This window comes from Paraliomyxa miuraensis, from assembly GCF_026337845.1.
Lineage (GTDB): Bacteria > Myxococcota_A > Polyangia > Nannocystales > Nannocystaceae > Paraliomyxa > Paraliomyxa miuraensis.
In genome coordinates this window covers 42698-57502 of the sequence record NZ_JAOVZF010000159.1, presented here as the reverse complement: position 1 = coordinate 57502, position 14805 = coordinate 42698, and the positions used below count along the sequence as shown (strand labels likewise).

Below are 14805 nucleotides of genomic sequence, written 5' to 3'. Positions count from 1 at the left end.
TCGATTCCGGCGCCGAGCCCCGACCCGACGATCGGCCACGCCGTGCGACGCTACGGACAGCCGAGCGGCTGGGTGCCCATCGCCACGTCGTCGAACCAGATCTGGCCCAGCGAGCCGCTGTAGTTCTGCCCGCCGATCTTGACCACCGAGTACACGGGCGACCAGTTGGTCACGCCCATCTGCCAGTCCGTGACGTGCATGGCCGAGAGCTCCATGCCGTCGATCCACAGCCGAAACTCGTGCGCGCTTCCGTCGTAGAGCGCCTCGATGCAGTACCAGGTGTCGGCGACCAGCGTCACGCCCGGCGCCCCGGAGGGAGCACCGCCGGTGACGTCGCCGTTGGAGAACTGCGTGTACTCGGGCCCGTTGCCGAGCAGGTTGACGTCGACCATCATCTGGCCGTTGCCGAAGTTCTGGCTGGCGCCCAGTCGCAGCTCGGCCCCGTTGGACGGGGCGTTGGCTCCCACGATGTACGAGACGTGCCCGCCCATCGCGCTCATCTCGCGCTCGAAGTTGACGTAGGCCCGCACGTAGATCCGATCGCCCGCGACCGGCAGGCCCGCGGCGGGATACACGAAGGCGCCCTGGGTGTCGGTGGTGGGAAAGGTCAGCGAGCGCGTGCCCGCGAACGCCCGGCCTTCGTCGATCACCGGCATGTTGCCAGGGGCCCCGGTATAGACCCACTGGGGATCGAGCGCGGGATCCTCGAAGTCGTCGCACAAGATGTCGGCCCCGTCACAGGGATCGGTGGAGGGAGGGTCGCCCGAGGAGACCTCGTCCGCCCCGCTCGAGTCCTCGGCATCCCCGGTCGTCGTCGATGATGTACTCGTCGGCGACGTCTCGACCGGCGGGGCCTCGTCGGCTCCCGTCGACGTGCCGCTGTCCCCGAACGCCGTCAGACCGGTGGATGCGGGCGGATCCTCGGGTGGGGGCTCCTCACCACAGGCCGTACCGATCACGAACAGAAGGGGAGCGCACCGCCGCCAGCATGAGACCATGGCGCCTGCCCAGGGACGCGGGCGAGCGGAAATCGATGAAAAACTTTCATCGAGTCCCGGTCAATTGCGCCTCATGATCGCCGAGCAGGAATCTCCATGCGGGCCGAGCACCTCCTTCGACGTCGGACGCTCCTCAAGGCGCTGGGCCTGGGGATCGCCGCCCCCCTGGCCTATCGCATCGCCCAGCGAGCCGATGCCGCACCGGGCGATCGCATCGTGCGCCTGTTCGTGTACTACGTGCCCCACGGGTGGCCCATCGAGCACGTGGAGCCGGTGAGCGCGGGCGAGCTCTCGGCGTCGACCGTGCTGGGACCGCTGCAGCCGTTTGCGTCGAAGGTGACGGTGGTCCGCGGCCTCTCGATGAACGACGGGGCCAACAACCATGTGGCGGTGCGAGCGGTGCTCACCGGCTTTGCCGAGGGCGGCGACGTCGACTCGATCGATGCCTCGATCGCCAAGGGCCTGGACGTCACCCCCCATGTGATCGGCGCGATGCCCTACGATCCCATCGCGGGCTTCAGCGTCGATTCCCACCTGACCAAGCACGGGACCTGGGTGCGGCCGACCGAGGATCCCAGCGCGACCGCCGACGATCTGTTCGAAGGCCTCGGCATGGCCCAGCCGCCGCCCGACCAGCCCCCGCCCACCGACGACGCGATGTTCCGGCAGGAGACGCTCGCGCTCACCGAGCGGGAGCTCGAGGATCTGCACGACGCGGTGAGCGGGCTGACCGACGAGCAGACCAAGCTCGCGCTGCACCTCGAGGCGATTCGCGAGCTCAAGGCCAGCGGCGGCGGCAGTCCCCCCGCGATCCTGAGCTGCGAGGAGCGCCCCTCGCTGCCCGCGGTCGATGCCATGCAGGGGCTCGATCCGATGGTGCAGGCCAACTTCGCCAAGGTGGTCGACGCCCAGCTGCAGGCGGCCGCCTACGCCATGGTGTGCGGCTCGGCGCAGGTCATCACCATGCAGAACCTCTACACCAACTCGAACCTCGATTTCGGGTTCCCCGGGGGCCCGGGGGTCGCCAAGGGGCACCACGAGCCGATCTCGCACTCGAACGACGCGGCGGGGCGGGCCGAGTTCGCCAGCTGCCAGCGGTGGTTCTACGAGCGGCTGGCCCAGACCATGCTCACCGTGCTCGACACGCCCGACCCGGCCGATACCGACCCCACGCGCACGGTGCTCGACAACTCGCTCATCTACGTGTGCAGCGAGATCTCCGACGGCTTCAACCACAACTCCGACTCGTCGGAGGTGTGGATCGACGGCATGAGCCGCTACACCTACCTGCCTGCGGTGCTGATCGGCGGCGCGGGTGGCTACCTCGCGCCGGGTCGGGTGGTGGACGTGTCGCGCAACCACCTCGACATGCTCGCGACCCTGAGCGATGCCATGGGAGTACCCGTGACCCAGATCGGCGGCCAGGGCGTCGGCATCATCGAGGAGCTGAAGGGATGAGCACGAACGTTCATGCCACGTGGGGCCTGGTGCTCGTTGGCCTGCTCGCCACCGGGTGCCGCGATCGCAATGGCGAAGGCGAGGCCGACGACGACGGCCTCGACACCGTCGATCCCGATGACGGCGGTGGCGATGGAGTGGCCGCGCGCTGCGAGGACAGCCGCGTCGGCCCCCCGCTGCTGCGTCGCCTCACCCGCAACGAGCTCCAGGCCACGATCGAGGCCGCGTTCCCGGAGCTGCTGCCGGGCTGGCCCGGCGTGGCGGTGGGGCCCGATCCGGTGTCGAAGCTGGGCTTTGGCAACGACGCGCAGACGCTGGTGGTGGGCAACCAAACCGCGGACGAGCTGCTCGAGACCGCACAAGACGCGGCGACGCGGCTGGTCGCCTCGGGCACGCTCGAGGCGATGCTCCCGTGCGCGGCCAGCTCGCCCGACGCGGGCTGTGCCACCGAGCTGGTGGAGCAACGCGGTGCCGCGCTGTTCCGCCGCCCGCTGAACGACGAGGAGATCGCCCGCTACGTGGAGCACTTCGACTCCATCGCGTCGCGCTCCGACTTCGCCACGGGGATCCGCTGGACGCTGGTCGCCATGATGCAGTCGCCCCAGATGGTCTACCGCTCGGAGCTCGGCCAGCGCGACGGTGACGTGTATCGGCTCGACCCCTACGAGATCGCCAGCTCGCTCTCGTACGACTTCGCGGGGCAGCCTCCCGACGAGATCCTCCTCGCACGCGCCGAGGCGGGCGAGCTGCAGGATCCCGCCGCGCGCATCGAGGAGGCGCGGCGCCTGCTCGCCACCACCCCCGGCGGCACCGTGCTGCGCCGGTTCTTCCGCGAGTGGGTGGGCTACGGCGAGGTGGTGGGCACCGTGCGCGCCGAGGAGCCGGAGTTCGAGGCCGTGCGCGGCTCGATGGAGGAGGAGACCCGGCGGTTCATCGATGCGGTGGTCTACGAGGACGGCGGCGGCGTGCGGGAGCTGCTGACGGCGCCCTACACCGTGCTGAACGACGAGCTGGCTGCGTTCTACGGCTATGGCTCACCGGGCGGGGACTTTGCCCGTGTGGAGCGCCCGGAGCAGTGGGCGCGGGGCCTGCTGGCCCAGGGCTCGCTCCTGGCCGCCAACGCACACACCGATGCATCGTCGCCCACGCTGCGCGGCGTGCTGGTGTTCCAGCGCTTGCTGTGCAATGCCCGGCTCTCGCCCCCGGCCGACGTGCCCGCCATCGGGCCCGCGAACGTCGGCGCCCAGACCACGCGCGAGCGCTACGAGCTCGCACATGCGGCCGATCCGAGCTGCAACGTGTGCCACCGGCTGTTCGACCCCATCGGCTTCGGGTTCGAGCACTTCGACCACGTGGGCCGCTACCGCGCCGACGAGAGCGGTCTGCCGATCGATGCCACGGGGAACATGCTGGTCGACGTACACGCCGATCCCCTGACGTTCGATGGCCTGACCGAGCTGGCCGAGGTGGCCGCCGATGCGCCCGAGGTGACCGACTGCATCAGCGGCCTGATGGCGAGCTACTACTACGGGGGCGCCGGGGGCGAGACCTGCCTGGCCGAGGAGGCCCGTGATCGCCTGGTGGCCGAGGAGATCGGGCTGTTCGAGTACACGGTCCAGCTCGCGGGCACCGACCACTTCGTGCAGCGCGCGGCGCCCTGATTCCCGATCTCGCCGCCGCCGACGTGCGGGGCCCCTCGCTCGCGAGCGTGCGGGCAGGGGCCGCACGCTCGGGCCGAGGGCTCAGCCCTGCATGATCACGCCACACGGGAAGGTGGCGGTGACCTCGTGCTCCATGCCGTCCTGCAGGGCCTCGCACGAGGCCCCCAGCAGCTGCAGGGTCGACTCGTCGACGACCTCCCAGTCCACCGGGCACTCGAGCTCCACGCCGTCGAGCAGCACCTTGCCGCTCTGGCAGGCCTTCGCCACGTCCTCGATGGTCCCCTCGATGACGAAGTCGCACGGCACGAACCCCGCGATGAGCGAGCCGAACGCCTGCTCGAGCGCGGTGGGGTCGTTGGCGGTGAACAACGGCGCCGGATCGGGCGGGTCGGTCGGCATGACCCAGGGGTCGTTCCACTCGTCGATGCCCGGATCGTCGAAGTACACCGCCTTGCCGGCCCCCACGTTGGCCAGGTACTGCAGGTGCGCCAGATCGGTGATGCTGTCGCCCACCGCGATCACGAACACGCGGATCCCCATGTCCCACAGCTGCCCAGTGGCCTCGATCGCCACGCCCTTGCTGGCGCCGGCGCAGGCATTGGGGCACGCGCAGGTGTCGGGCTCGCCGTCGGTGGCCAGGATCACCGCCTTGGCCGAGCCGTCGTCGAGGGCCGCGAGGGCCTGGCCCACCGCCAGCAGCGACTCGCCGGTGGGGGTGTCGCCCACGGGCATCGCCATCGCGAACGACGCCGCCATGGCATCGCGGTTGTCGTAGGCGGGTGGAGTCACGGTGAGGTCGGGACAGCCCGGGGGAGGATCGCCGTTGGTATAGAGCGTCATCCCGAACTTCATCTCCGACTCGTAGCCCGCCACGACCCCGGTGTCGGGGTCGAGCAGGGTGTCGTAGACCGCCTGCCAGCGATCGACGCCCGAGCCACCGAGCGAGGCGGACATCGTGCCCGACTGATCGATGAGCAGCGCAATGGTGGCTTCGCCCGGCGTGATCTGGGCCATCACATCGGCACAGCTGTCGGGCTCGACGTCGACGATGGCGAGGTCGAGACGAGGCCCCGTGTCCTCGGAGGAATCGTCGGCCGAGCTCCCGGTGGGGCCGGTGGTGACCCCCGTGGTCGCGGTGCCGTGGGAATCGAAGCCGAGGTTGCCGTCCCCGGCCGTGCAGGCCGGGATCACGAGCGCGCTGCTCAGCCAAAGCGAGCCGAATCCGGCCCATGTCGTGCTGCGGTTCATCTCAGGGGCTCCAGCCGGTGCCCCTTGCACGAGCAGCGCCAAACGATGGCGGACGAGAATCGTTGGTCATGACCGGCGCGATGGCGTCGGCGGAACGATTGCGCCCGGGTCACTCCGGCTCACCGCGGATCACATGGATCCGCGGATGGCTGCGGATGGATCCGCAGTGGGATCCGGCTCAGACCTTGAGCCCGCGCCCGCGCATGTCGGCGAGCACGGCCTCGATGCCGAGCTTGTCGATGATGCGCATGCCCTTGGTGGACAGCCGCAGGCGCACCCAGCGGTTCTCGCTGGGCACCCAGTAGCGCTTGTTCCGAAGGTTGGGGATCAGGCGCCGCTTGGTGCGGATGTGCGAGTGCGACACGTTCATCCCCACGATGGGGCGCTTTCCGGTGACCATGCAAACCTGAGCCATGACGTCCTCGACCGAGTGCGGAGGGAGGCGGACCATGGCCCGGGGCCCCGTGGCGTGTCAAGGGTTGGCGCCGCCCTGGATCCAGTAACGGAACAGGTCGAGCTCCTCCGGAGGCAGCATGGGCAACCCCTGGGGCATCCGCGTGCCCGAGCCGCCCACCGTGGCCTGGTCGCCCAGGAGCTTGAGATAGAGGTAGCTACCGCTGGGATCGCCGGGAACCACGCGATCGACGCCCGGGGCCTGGATCGAGGGAACGCTCACGAGCGACGCATACGCCGCATCGTCTCGGAGATCGAGCTGGCCCTGGAACATCGGCGAGCGATGGCAGAAGCAATTGTCGCCGATCACCACGAGCACCTCGCCGAAGGCCACGTCGGGGATCGCGGTCTCGTCGCTGCTGCCGCTCGGATCGAGGCTGGTGCTGGCGCTGGTGTCGTCGACGGCGCTGGTGGTCCCCGGCCCGGTGCTGCTGGAGCTGGTGGCGTCTTCGCTGCTGCCGGTCGAGCCGCTGGTGGTCGACGTGCCGGTCGACCCGCCGCCGTCCGACGAGCCGACCGAGCTCGCGCCCGAGTCGCTGGTGCCGTCGTCACCGCAGCCCGAGCCGAGCGCGAGCATCACGACGAGGCCTGCGAGCCTCACGACCCTCACGCGTCGATGCGATCCCATCGGCGCTCAGGGTACCTCAGGTCGGCGGCCGAAGGCGCACCAGGGGACCGCGGGCGGGCGGCCTCGCATCGAGGTCGAGCGGTGCCTCGCACTCGTTTCGGAGCCGGCAGGTCCGACAGGCTCGCCCCCGCCACAGCGCGTCGAAGCGCTCCTGGACCGCGTCGAGCATGGCGTCGTCGTCGGTGACGATGCCCAGCTCGAAGTTGCGCCGGTCGTCGCCCTTGGCACCCAAGCCTGCCCCGGTCCAGTTGGCGCTGCCGAGGTAGAGCAGCGCGCCGTCGATGATCACTGCCTTCATGTGCACGCGGGCGCACTGCCGCAGCCGCAGCCCGCCGGCCACCAGGCGAGGTCGAGCATCGAACGCCGCCCGGAACGCCCGCGACGGCAGGCTCGCGTGGAGGATCCGCAGCTCGACCCCGTCGCGCGCGAGCTGATCGAAGACGTCGAGCACCGGGACGTAGCGACCATTGCGACGGCCGGGCACCCGCAGCTCCTTGAGGTTGGCGGTGGCGATCCACACGCTCCGTGCGGCCCGACGCACCGCCTCGACCACGAGCTCGTGGTGCTCGCGATCCTGCACCAGGCGCACACGCGCGGGTCGGAGATCGAGCGACGGCACTGCGATCATGGATCGTACCCACCGCGCTCCCGCCCCAGAAATTCCGGGCCAAGCCGCACCGCTTGCCTACCGCCCGCATGCACGCCAACCATGCCCCCCTCGGGGGGCCTCCCATGCACCGCTTGCCTACCGCTGGATGCGGGGCGCCCTACCTCCAACCCCGCATGCACGCCAACCATGCCCCCCTCGGGGGGCACCTCCCATGCACCGCTTGCCTACCGCTGGATGCGGGGGGGCATGGCTAGTACCGCATCAAGGCCGCACCCCAGGTCAGCCCGGTGCCAAACGCGGTCATCGCCAGGATGTGCCCGTCGCGGAGCACCCCCGCTCGCCTGGCCTCGCAGATCGCCACCGGAATCGAAGCCGCCGAGATGTTCCCGTAGTCCTCGAGCACCGAGTACACCTTCTCCACCGGGATCCCGGCCCGCTCGCGGCTGGCCTCCATGATGCGGATGTTGGCCTGGTGCGGGATGAACACGTCGACGTCGTCGGGGCCGATGCCCGCGTCCTCCATCGCCTGCAACAGGCTCCCGCTCATCGCCCGCACCGCGTGCTTGAACACCTTGGAGCCCTCCATGTAGACGAAGTGGGCGTGCTCGTCGACGGTGGCGTGGCTGGCCGGCAGGCGCGTGCCACCGGCGGGAACCTGGAGGATCGAGGCCAGCGTACCGTCGCTGCCCCAGTTGGCCGACAAGATCCCGCAGTCGCCCTCGGCCCGGCCCACGATGGCAGCGCCGGCACCGTCCCCGAACAGCACACAGGTGCGTCGGTCGTCCCAGTCGAGGATCTTGCTGAACACCTCGGCACCACACACCGCCACGCGCTTGGCCCGTCCCGCTTCGATCCAGTTGGCAGCGACCTCGAGCCCGTAGAGGAAGCTCGAGCACCCCGCCATCACGTCGAAGGCCGGCATGCCCCGAATGCCCAGGTGGTCCTGCACCCAGCACGCGGTCGAGGGAAACAGGGTGTCCTGCGAGCAGGTGCCCACGATGATGCCGTCGAGCTCGCCCGGCTCGATCCCCGCCTCCTGGCACGCGTCGGCGATGGCTCCGGCCGCGAGATCGGAGGTGGAGGTCTTGCCCTCCACGGTCCTGCGAGCCCCGATCCCCGTACGCTCGCGGATCCAGGCATCCGAGGTCTCGAGCCGGACTGCGAGGTCGTCGTTGCGCACGACCTTGTCGGGCAGGCAACGCCCGGTGCCGAGGAATTTCAAGCGTCTCACGAAGCCCCCAAATGCCGTGCGTGGGCGCGGTCTCGGACGAGCGGCCTACCGCCAAGCGGTCACCCGGTCAACATGCACGCCGGCGCGCCGCTCGGAGCCGGCGAGGACCAACCAAGGGCCAGCACTCGCCCACGCCGCCTCGTCCGCGCAAGGCTTTTCGCACCGCCGCCCGAGCCGCTCGCTCCGCCCTGGAATTCCAGCCGGGGATCCAAGCGTGCCGCTCGGGGATCCAGCCGTGCCCCCACGCGCGACGCCGCGCGCGCCTCTCAGCGCTCGAGCAGCTTGTGGAGGTTGGCGTGCTCCCATATCACGGCCTCGGCGTAGCGCTCGAAGCGAGTCTCGGCCCGCCGAAATTCCGCCGTGTGGTAGACGCGTCGGCCATCGACCACGGGCATGTCGTGCACCTCGTGCAACATCTCGTGATAGACGATCCACTCCACGAAGAACCGCGGCACGTCCTTGGCGTCGAGCACCGGGTGGATGCGAATGAGCTCGTCCTCGACGGTGTAGCTGCCGAGCTTGATCGAGTCCCGCGCCCGTCGTCGCTTGCCGCGAGCGCCCCAGGTGATGCGGGCCTTGATCGCGCCGTCGAAGTAGACCGCGTTCAGCTGGTCGAAGATCTCCTGCAGGTTGTGCCAGCGCCCCTGCACGTCGAGGGTGACGGGGCGTGGCTCCTCGCGGCGGCGGATCAGCGGCTCGTTGGCGTCGACGTAGTCGCGCAGCAGGTTGGCCGCCTCGCGCTCCTGCGTCTCGGCGTAGCGGGCCACGGCACGAATCACCGCCGCCGGGGCCCCCACGAACATGTGGTGCAGGCGAAACGTGAGCACGCCGTGCCCTCGCTTGATCGAGAGCATCGTGTGGAGGTTGTCGGTGAGCACCACCCGCGGTCGCGCGCGCTGCATGTAGGCGGCGATGCGGTCCTGCAGCTCGGCGCGCGCCCGTTCCTGCTGCTCGGCGTTGGCCTCGGTCCAGCGCAGCCGCCCGGCGGCGATGGGCTCTTCGTCGTGCTCGCCGCTGGGATCCCCACCGGTTTCCTCGCCGGGATCCAGGATCGGATCGAGCTGAACATCCAGCTCGTCGGCCGACGGCGAGGGTTCCGTTGGCGGCGGCTGGGGCTCGGGCACCGGCAGCCGTCGCGCGAGGTTGCCTTCGGGCTCGGCCCGAGCAACGGCCGGCGCGGAGGACCGCGGCTTGGGAGGAGGACACATGAACGCGGACGGCGAGGCGCACGGAGCGGCCGCGCACCCAAATGGAGTTTGAACCATGGTGGTCGTTCGCGAAACGAGCTCACCACCGGGTCGAACACGCGTTCGATGGCGGCATCGTGGGCGGCGAGCGTCGAGGCACGACTAGGATATGATCTGCCTCCGAGCCCGAGAAATTCCGGGACCGAGGCGACCGCGAACCCCGATCCAGGCGTGAATTTGCCTTGTTGGCCGAGATCGGCCGATCGCCCCCCACACCCACCGCTTGCCCTCCTTCATCGCGCCCATGCCCACCGTCGACGTGCTCTTGTTCGCGGGTCTCCGCGAGATCGCCCACGCACCCACCGTTGCGGTGGAGCTCGGCGATCTCGCCACTGCGGGAGATCTCCTCGCTGCGCTCGGCGAGCAGTACCCGGCCCTCGCCCCTCGCCTCCCCCCCTGTCGGGTCGCCCTCGACCATGTGTTCGTGCGTGCCGATGAGCCGGTGGCCGGCGCCCGCGAGATCGCCGTGATTCCCCCGGTCAGCGGTGGGCACGACGGACCGCTCCGCGTCGCGGTCCTCCCGACTCCCCTGCAGCTCTCGGCCGTGGTCGAGGCGGTCGAGCACGCGGGGGCCGGAGGCATCGCCACCTTCACGGGCAACGTGCGCCGCCAAAGCCGTGGCCAGACGGTGGAGCACCTCGAGTACGAGGCCTACGTGCCCATGGCGCTGCAGGTCATGGACCAGATCCGCGCCCGCATCGAGACCGAGATCGAGGGGACCCGGGTTGCGATCCATCACCGCATCGGGCGCCTGGAGGTCGGGGAGACCGCGGTGGTGATCGCAGCCAGCGCCCCCCACCGGGCCGAGGCGTTCGCCGCGTGCCGCGAGGCCATCGAGGCCCTCAAGCGGGACGTCCCGATCTGGAAGCGCGAGGTGGCCGAGGGCGGCGCGGTCTGGATCGGCCAGGGGCCCTGAGATCCTGCCCCTGCGTGGCAGATCGCCTTTTCTCGATCTTTTTTCGCCTCGGCCTGCAACGCTCGGCGTCGGTGGCCGATGAAGGTAGGCGTGAGCGACTCTTGCCCTCCCCACGCGTTCGAGCTGCCCCCTTCCGCCGTGGTCGAGGTCGGTACCCTGTCCGACGTCCGCCCCCGGCCCAAGCGCCCGCTTCCCGTCGCCCTCGAGCTCGACGGCGGCCAGCGGGTCCGCATCGACCCCGAGCGCCCGCTCTCGGTCGGCGCCGGCCCGCAGGTCGACCTGCCGCTCGACGACCCATACATCAGCACCCGCCATGCCACCGTTCGGATCGCGCGCGATGGGGTGGTGGTGGAGGACCTGGGCTCCAAGAACGGCACCTGGGTCGACGGCGTGGCCATCGAGCGTGGCTGGGCCCGACTGGGCGCGATCATCCGCTTTGGCCGCGTCAGCGTGCGCGTGGTGTCGGGTCATGCCGTCGCCGAGCCCGTCGCCGAGCTGGCCGCGCGCGAGCAGCTCCCCGAGGGCCCCGTCGTGGGCGACAGCGCGGCGTTCCGCGACGCCCTGCGCACGCTCGAGCGGGCGGCCCGGGTGCGCTCCCCCGTGCTGCTGCGCGGTGAGACCGGCACCGGCAAGGAGATGGCGGCCCGGGTGGTGCACCGCGGCAGCGAGCGTCGCAACCATCCGTTCGTGGCGATCAACTGCGGGGCCATTCCCGAGGCCCTGGCCGAGAGCGAGCTGTTCGGGCACGTCCGGGGCGCATTCACGGGGGCGCTGCGCGACCGGCAGGGCGCGTTCCTGCGGGCCGATGGCGGCACCCTGCTGCTGGACGAGGTGGCCGAGCTGCCGCCGCTCCAGCAGGCCAAGCTGCTGCGGGTGCTCGAGACCGGGCGCGTGCTGCCCGTGGGGGCCGAGCAAGAGATCGCGGTCGACGTGCGGATCGTCGCCGCCACCCATCGCGACCTCGAGTCCATGGTCGAGGACGGCGAGCTACGCGAGGATCTGTACCACCGCCTGGGCGTGCTCACCGTGTGGCTGCCGGCGCTGCGCGAGCGCCCCGAGGACATCCCCGCGCTGCTGCGTCACTTCGCCACCCGGGCCACGCGCGAGCTGGGCTACCCGGTGGAGCTCACCGATGGCGCCGTGGCGGCCGCGGTCCGCTACTCGTGGCCCGGCAACATCCGGGCGCTGCGCAACGCGGTGCTGCGGGCCGGGGCCCTGGCCGACGGTCCGATCGAGGCGCATGCGCTGCTGCCGGCGGGGGCCACCACGCCCGACGTCGAGCACCCGCCCTACGTGATGATCCCACGGGGCGACTACTCCACGATGCACCGCGCCCTGCTGCGGCACGTGGTCGACGAGCAGGGCAGCATCCGTCGCGCCGCCAAGGCGCTGGGCGTGCCTCGCAGCACCCTGGGGCACTGGCTCCGTCGCCCGGACACGACCCCCGGCCTGGTGCTCGAGCCGGATCAACTCTCGCCGCCGTCGACGAGCACCAGGCGCTCCACCGACTCCTTGAGGTCCCGCCGGTAGTCCCTCACCAGCGACTGGGGAGCGCGACCCACCGCGCGGGCGAGCACCGGCAGGGCCACCCCGAAGTAGCTCACCGAGCCCGCGAGGTGGATGACGAACATCACCGGGTCGATCGGGCGAAAGGCCCCCGCCGCCCGTCCTTCACGGATGAAGGCGGCGCAGCGCTCGATCACGGGAGCCAGCGGGATCCGGCTGGCTTCCTCGATCCGGGCGCCGCGGTCGAGCATGTCGCGCAGCAGCAGCACGCAGTGATCGGGGCGTGCCTGGCTCCACCGCCAAAAGCGTCGGGTCAGCCGCCGCAGCTTGGTGGCGTGATCGCCCGTGCCCGCGGTGCCGCGATCGAGCACCTCGACGAGCTGCTCGGCGATGCGGTGGAGCACGGCGCCGTAGAGCCGCTCCTTGCGGGGAAAGTGGTGCAGCAGCGACGCGGTGGGGATCGACAGCTCCCCGGCCACGTCGCGCACCGAGGTCCCGTGCAGCCCGCGGGCGGCGAACAGGCGCTCGGCCACGTCGAGGATCTGCTGGCGGGCGCGCTCGCCCTTGGCGGTGATCTGGACCATGTCTCGGGGCGCGAAAACCGGACGAATGTACGGTTCCATGGATGGTGTGGTCAACGACCACGGTCGTGGGATGCGGCCGAGGACCGATCGTACGCGCCGGGGGCGCGGCGAACACGCGCACGAAGTACCCGCCTTGGGCCGCGCGTGGCCCTGGATCCGGGTAGGATCCGGCGGTGAGCACGACGCCGACTCGGCTGGTCGTCGCCGATGATCACCACCTGGTCCGCGAGGCGCTGGCACGCCTGCTCGACGGCGAGCCCGATCTTCACGTGCAGGCCGAGTGCACCGACGGAGACGCGGCGCTGGCCAAGATCCGCGAGCTCGTCCCCGACGTGGCGGTGCTCGACATGTCGATGCCAGGGCGCAGCGGCCTGGAGGTGGCCATGGCGCTCGAGGCCGACGGCCCCTCGAGCACCCGCGTGGTCATGCTGACGGCCCGCCGCGCCCCCGAGCTGGCCCGCCGCGCGCTCGAGCACGGGGTGCACGGGATCGTGCTCAAGGAGGACGCATTCGACGACCTGCTCTACGCGATCCGGGCGGCGGTGGAGGGCCGGCGGTTCGTGAGCGCCGCGCTGGCCGGGGGGGTGCTCACCGGGGAGCTCCAGGAACGCGCCCTCAGCGAGCGCGAGCACGAGGTGCTGCGGCTGGTCAGCCAGGGGCTGACCAACGCGCAGATCGGGGCCGCGCTGGGCATCAGCGCCAAGACGATCGACAACCATCGCACTCGGATCATGCGCAAGCTCGACGCCCACTCGCTCGCCGATCTGGTGCGGCATGCGATCCGGATCGGGCTCGTGGATCCATGAGTAGCGAGGGCACCTGGCGGGCCGCGATCACGCGCACGATCCCGGCCCCGGCCGAGCCCCTCGAGGCGGGGAGCTTCGAGCGCTACGCGGCGCTGGTCACCCTGCGGCACGGCGTGATGATGTGCGTGGCATTCGGGCTGGGGGCGCTCTTGCTGTGGCCCACCGATCGCCTGCTGTTCCCCGCGCGGCCCGAGGTGCGGCAGGCGTTCGGGGTGTGGCGCCTCGAGCTCATCGGGCTGGCGGTGGCGGCGGTGGCCCTGGCGCCGACGGGACGGCGCTGGCCATCGCTCGTCATCATCGGCGGGGTCGGGTCGTTCGCGCTGCTGCTGGCCGCCAGCGCGGGCCGAGCCCTCGCGGCGGCAGGCGGCCCCGACGAGGCATGGTTCCACACCCTCTACGTGGTGCCCCTGGCCGTGTTCCCGCTGTCGGTGTCGCTGGTCCCGCGGCTGCTGCTCACTGCGCTGGCGACGGGGGGCTGCATGGCGGGGTACTTCCTCTCTCAGCCGCGCTACCTCCAGGCCCCGGAGCTGCCCACGATCGCGGTTGCGCTGGTGGGCACGACGCTGGTGGCCATCCTCATCGGGCACTCGCACTTCCGGCTGCTGCGCACCGCGTTCGAGCAGCGCGTGCAGCTGGCAGTGCGCGCCCACGCGCTCGAGCAGCGGGTGGCCGAGCGCACCGCGTCGCTGCGGCGGCTGACCGATCACCTCGAGCGCAGCCGCGAGCAGGAGCGCCAGCGCATGGGCCGGGACCTGCACGACGAGCTGGCCCAGCTGCTGACCGCGATGCGCCTGGAGCTACGGCTGGCCCAGCGCGCCGCCCCCGAGCAGCTGCAGCCGCTGTCGCGGCTCGACGCCATCGTGGACCAGATGTTCGAGGCCAAGGAGCGCCTCGTGCGGGCGCTCCAGCCAGCCGAGCTCGACGCCCTGGGCCTGGCGGGAGCGGTGCGGGTGTGGGTGGCCGAGGTCGACGAGCGCAGCGACGTGGAGCTCGCGCTCGCGCTCGAGGTCGAGCCGCCCGAGCCGCCCGCCGACACCGCGATCGCGGCGTTCCGCATGCTGCAAGAAGGAGTGACCAACGCGATCCGCCACGCCGACGCGACGCGAATCGACGTGGAGCTGGTGTGCCGGGGCGGCGTGCTGCGGCTGGTGATCACCGACGACGGCGTGGGCTTCGATCCGCGGGCGGTGTCGGACGGGCACTTTGGGCTGCTGGGCGTGCGGGAGCGCGTGGAGGCGCTGGGCGGCGAGATGGTGCTCGACAGCGCGCCCGGCAAGGGCACCCGGTTCGCGCTGTCGCTGCGGGTGACGGGCAGCGCCCCTCGGATGCAGGCGCCGCCCGACCCCCGCTGAGGAGGAGCCCTCCCCCCGAATGAGGCGGAGCCCTCATGGAGGGGGACGGGGTCCCGCGTTAGTCCAAGGCCTGCGGAGTCAGGCAAAGGACGAACTCGATGAGAACG

Annotated in this window: 14 protein-coding genes; 6 read left to right on the top strand and 8 right to left on the bottom strand. The window is 71.1% G+C overall.

Features of this window, described 5'->3' with window-relative positions; genetic code table 11:
• Positions 1–50: 50 nt before the first annotated feature.
• Entirely contained in the window at positions 51–959 is a 909-nt protein-coding gene (locus OEB96_RS31550) for a hypothetical protein (protein WP_266220528.1), read from the bottom strand.
• A gap of 135 nt (positions 960–1094) precedes the next feature.
• Between OEB96_RS31550 and OEB96_RS31545 the strand changes: the two genes are divergently transcribed.
• The gene (locus OEB96_RS31545) at positions 1095–2456 is read left to right on the top strand and encodes a DUF1552 domain-containing protein (protein ID WP_266220527.1); all 1362 of its coding nucleotides are present in this window, start codon (positions 1095–1097) and stop codon (positions 2454–2456) included.
• Positions 2453–4117, top strand: a complete 1665-nt coding sequence (locus tag OEB96_RS31540; protein WP_266220526.1) for a DUF1592 domain-containing protein — start codon at positions 2453–2455, stop codon at positions 4115–4117. The genes OEB96_RS31545 and OEB96_RS31540 overlap by 4 nt, the downstream gene beginning before the upstream one ends.
• 81 nt (positions 4118–4198) lie before the next feature.
• Here the strand turns inward: OEB96_RS31540 and OEB96_RS31535 are convergent, their stop codons facing one another.
• From OEB96_RS31535 to OEB96_RS31510, 6 genes are all read right to left on the bottom strand, one after another.
• On the bottom strand, positions 4199–5365 hold the full coding sequence (locus OEB96_RS31535) for a vWA domain-containing protein (RefSeq protein ID WP_266220525.1): 1167 nt from the start codon (positions 5363–5365) through the stop codon (positions 4199–4201).
• A gap of 178 nt (positions 5366–5543) precedes the next feature.
• On the bottom strand, positions 5544–5780 hold the full coding sequence (gene rpmB, locus OEB96_RS31530) for a 50S ribosomal protein L28 (protein ID WP_266220524.1): 237 nt from the start codon (positions 5778–5780) through the stop codon (positions 5544–5546).
• Positions 5781–5837: 57 nt separating this feature from the next.
• A complete protein-coding gene (locus OEB96_RS31525) occupies positions 5838–6419 on the bottom strand; it encodes a hypothetical protein (RefSeq protein ID WP_266220523.1) in 582 nt (193 codons plus the stop codon).
• A gap of 43 nt (positions 6420–6462) precedes the next feature.
• Positions 6463–7074, bottom strand: coding sequence for a phospholipase D-like domain-containing protein (locus tag OEB96_RS31520; protein WP_266220522.1), 612 nt, complete (start codon positions 7072–7074; stop codon positions 6463–6465).
• A gap of 232 nt (positions 7075–7306) precedes the next feature.
• A complete protein-coding gene (locus OEB96_RS31515; protein WP_266220521.1) occupies positions 7307–8287 on the bottom strand; it encodes a beta-ketoacyl-ACP synthase III in 981 nt (326 codons plus the stop codon).
• A 266-nt stretch (positions 8288–8553) separates the two neighbouring features.
• Positions 8554–9495 carry a hypothetical protein gene (locus tag OEB96_RS31510; RefSeq protein ID WP_266220520.1) on the bottom strand — a complete coding sequence of 314 codons (942 nt, stop codon included), beginning with the start codon at positions 9493–9495 and terminating at the stop codon, positions 8554–8556.
• Between the two features lie 283 nt (positions 9496–9778).
• Between OEB96_RS31510 and OEB96_RS31505 the strand changes: the two genes are divergently transcribed.
• Together OEB96_RS31505 and OEB96_RS31500 are read left to right on the top strand one after the other, a co-directional pair.
• Positions 9779–10450: a molybdenum cofactor biosynthesis protein gene (locus OEB96_RS31505; protein WP_266220519.1), complete on the top strand. Its 672-nt coding sequence runs from the start codon at positions 9779–9781 to the stop codon at positions 10448–10450.
• A 90-nt stretch (positions 10451–10540) separates the two neighbouring features.
• A complete protein-coding gene (locus tag OEB96_RS31500) occupies positions 10541–11980 on the top strand; it encodes a sigma 54-interacting transcriptional regulator (protein ID WP_266220518.1) in 1440 nt (479 codons plus the stop codon).
• Here the strand turns inward: OEB96_RS31500 and OEB96_RS31495 are convergent.
• Positions 11917–12540 (bottom strand): TetR/AcrR family transcriptional regulator, encoded by a 624-nt coding sequence (locus OEB96_RS31495; RefSeq protein ID WP_266220517.1) that lies wholly within the window; start codon positions 12538–12540, stop codon positions 11917–11919. The genes OEB96_RS31500 and OEB96_RS31495 overlap by 64 nt on opposite strands.
• A 173-nt stretch (positions 12541–12713) precedes the next feature.
• Between OEB96_RS31495 and OEB96_RS31490 the strand changes: the two genes are divergently transcribed.
• Together OEB96_RS31490 and OEB96_RS31485 are read left to right on the top strand one after the other, a co-directional pair.
• The gene (locus OEB96_RS31490; protein ID WP_266220516.1) at positions 12714–13346 is read left to right on the top strand and encodes a response regulator transcription factor; all 633 of its coding nucleotides are present in this window, start codon (positions 12714–12716) and stop codon (positions 13344–13346) included.
• Complete coding sequence (locus OEB96_RS31485; protein ID WP_266220515.1) at positions 13343–14698, top strand: sensor histidine kinase; 1356 nt, start codon at positions 13343–13345, stop codon at positions 14696–14698. The genes OEB96_RS31490 and OEB96_RS31485 overlap by 4 nt, the downstream gene beginning before the upstream one ends.
• Positions 14699–14805: the final 107 nt, after the last annotated feature.

Bases quoted from the DNA above. Each gene is read 5' to 3' on its own strand.
- OEB96_RS31545 (WP_266220527.1), top strand. From the start codon at position 1,095: ATGCGGGCCGAGCACCTCCTTCGACGTCGGACGCTCCTCAAGGCGCTG.
- OEB96_RS31540 (WP_266220526.1), top strand. From the start codon at position 2,453: ATGAGCACGAACGTTCATGCCACGTGGGGCCTGGTGCTCGTTGGCCTG.
- OEB96_RS31535 (WP_266220525.1), bottom strand. From the start codon at position 5,365: ATGAACCGCAGCACGACATGGGCCGGATTCGGCTCGCTTTGGCTGAGC.
- rpmB (WP_266220524.1), bottom strand. From the start codon at position 5,780: ATGGCTCAGGTTTGCATGGTCACCGGAAAGCGCCCCATCGTGGGGATG.
- OEB96_RS31520 (WP_266220522.1), bottom strand. From the start codon at position 7,074: ATGATCGCAGTGCCGTCGCTCGATCTCCGACCCGCGCGTGTGCGCCTG.
- OEB96_RS31510 (WP_266220520.1), bottom strand. From the start codon at position 9,495: ATGTGTCCTCCTCCCAAGCCGCGGTCCTCCGCGCCGGCCGTTGCTCGG.
- OEB96_RS31505 (WP_266220519.1), top strand. From the start codon at position 9,779: ATGCCCACCGTCGACGTGCTCTTGTTCGCGGGTCTCCGCGAGATCGCC.
- OEB96_RS31495 (WP_266220517.1), bottom strand. From the start codon at position 12,540: ATGGTCCAGATCACCGCCAAGGGCGAGCGCGCCCGCCAGCAGATCCTC.
- OEB96_RS31485 (WP_266220515.1), top strand. From the start codon at position 13,343: ATGAGTAGCGAGGGCACCTGGCGGGCCGCGATCACGCGCACGATCCCG.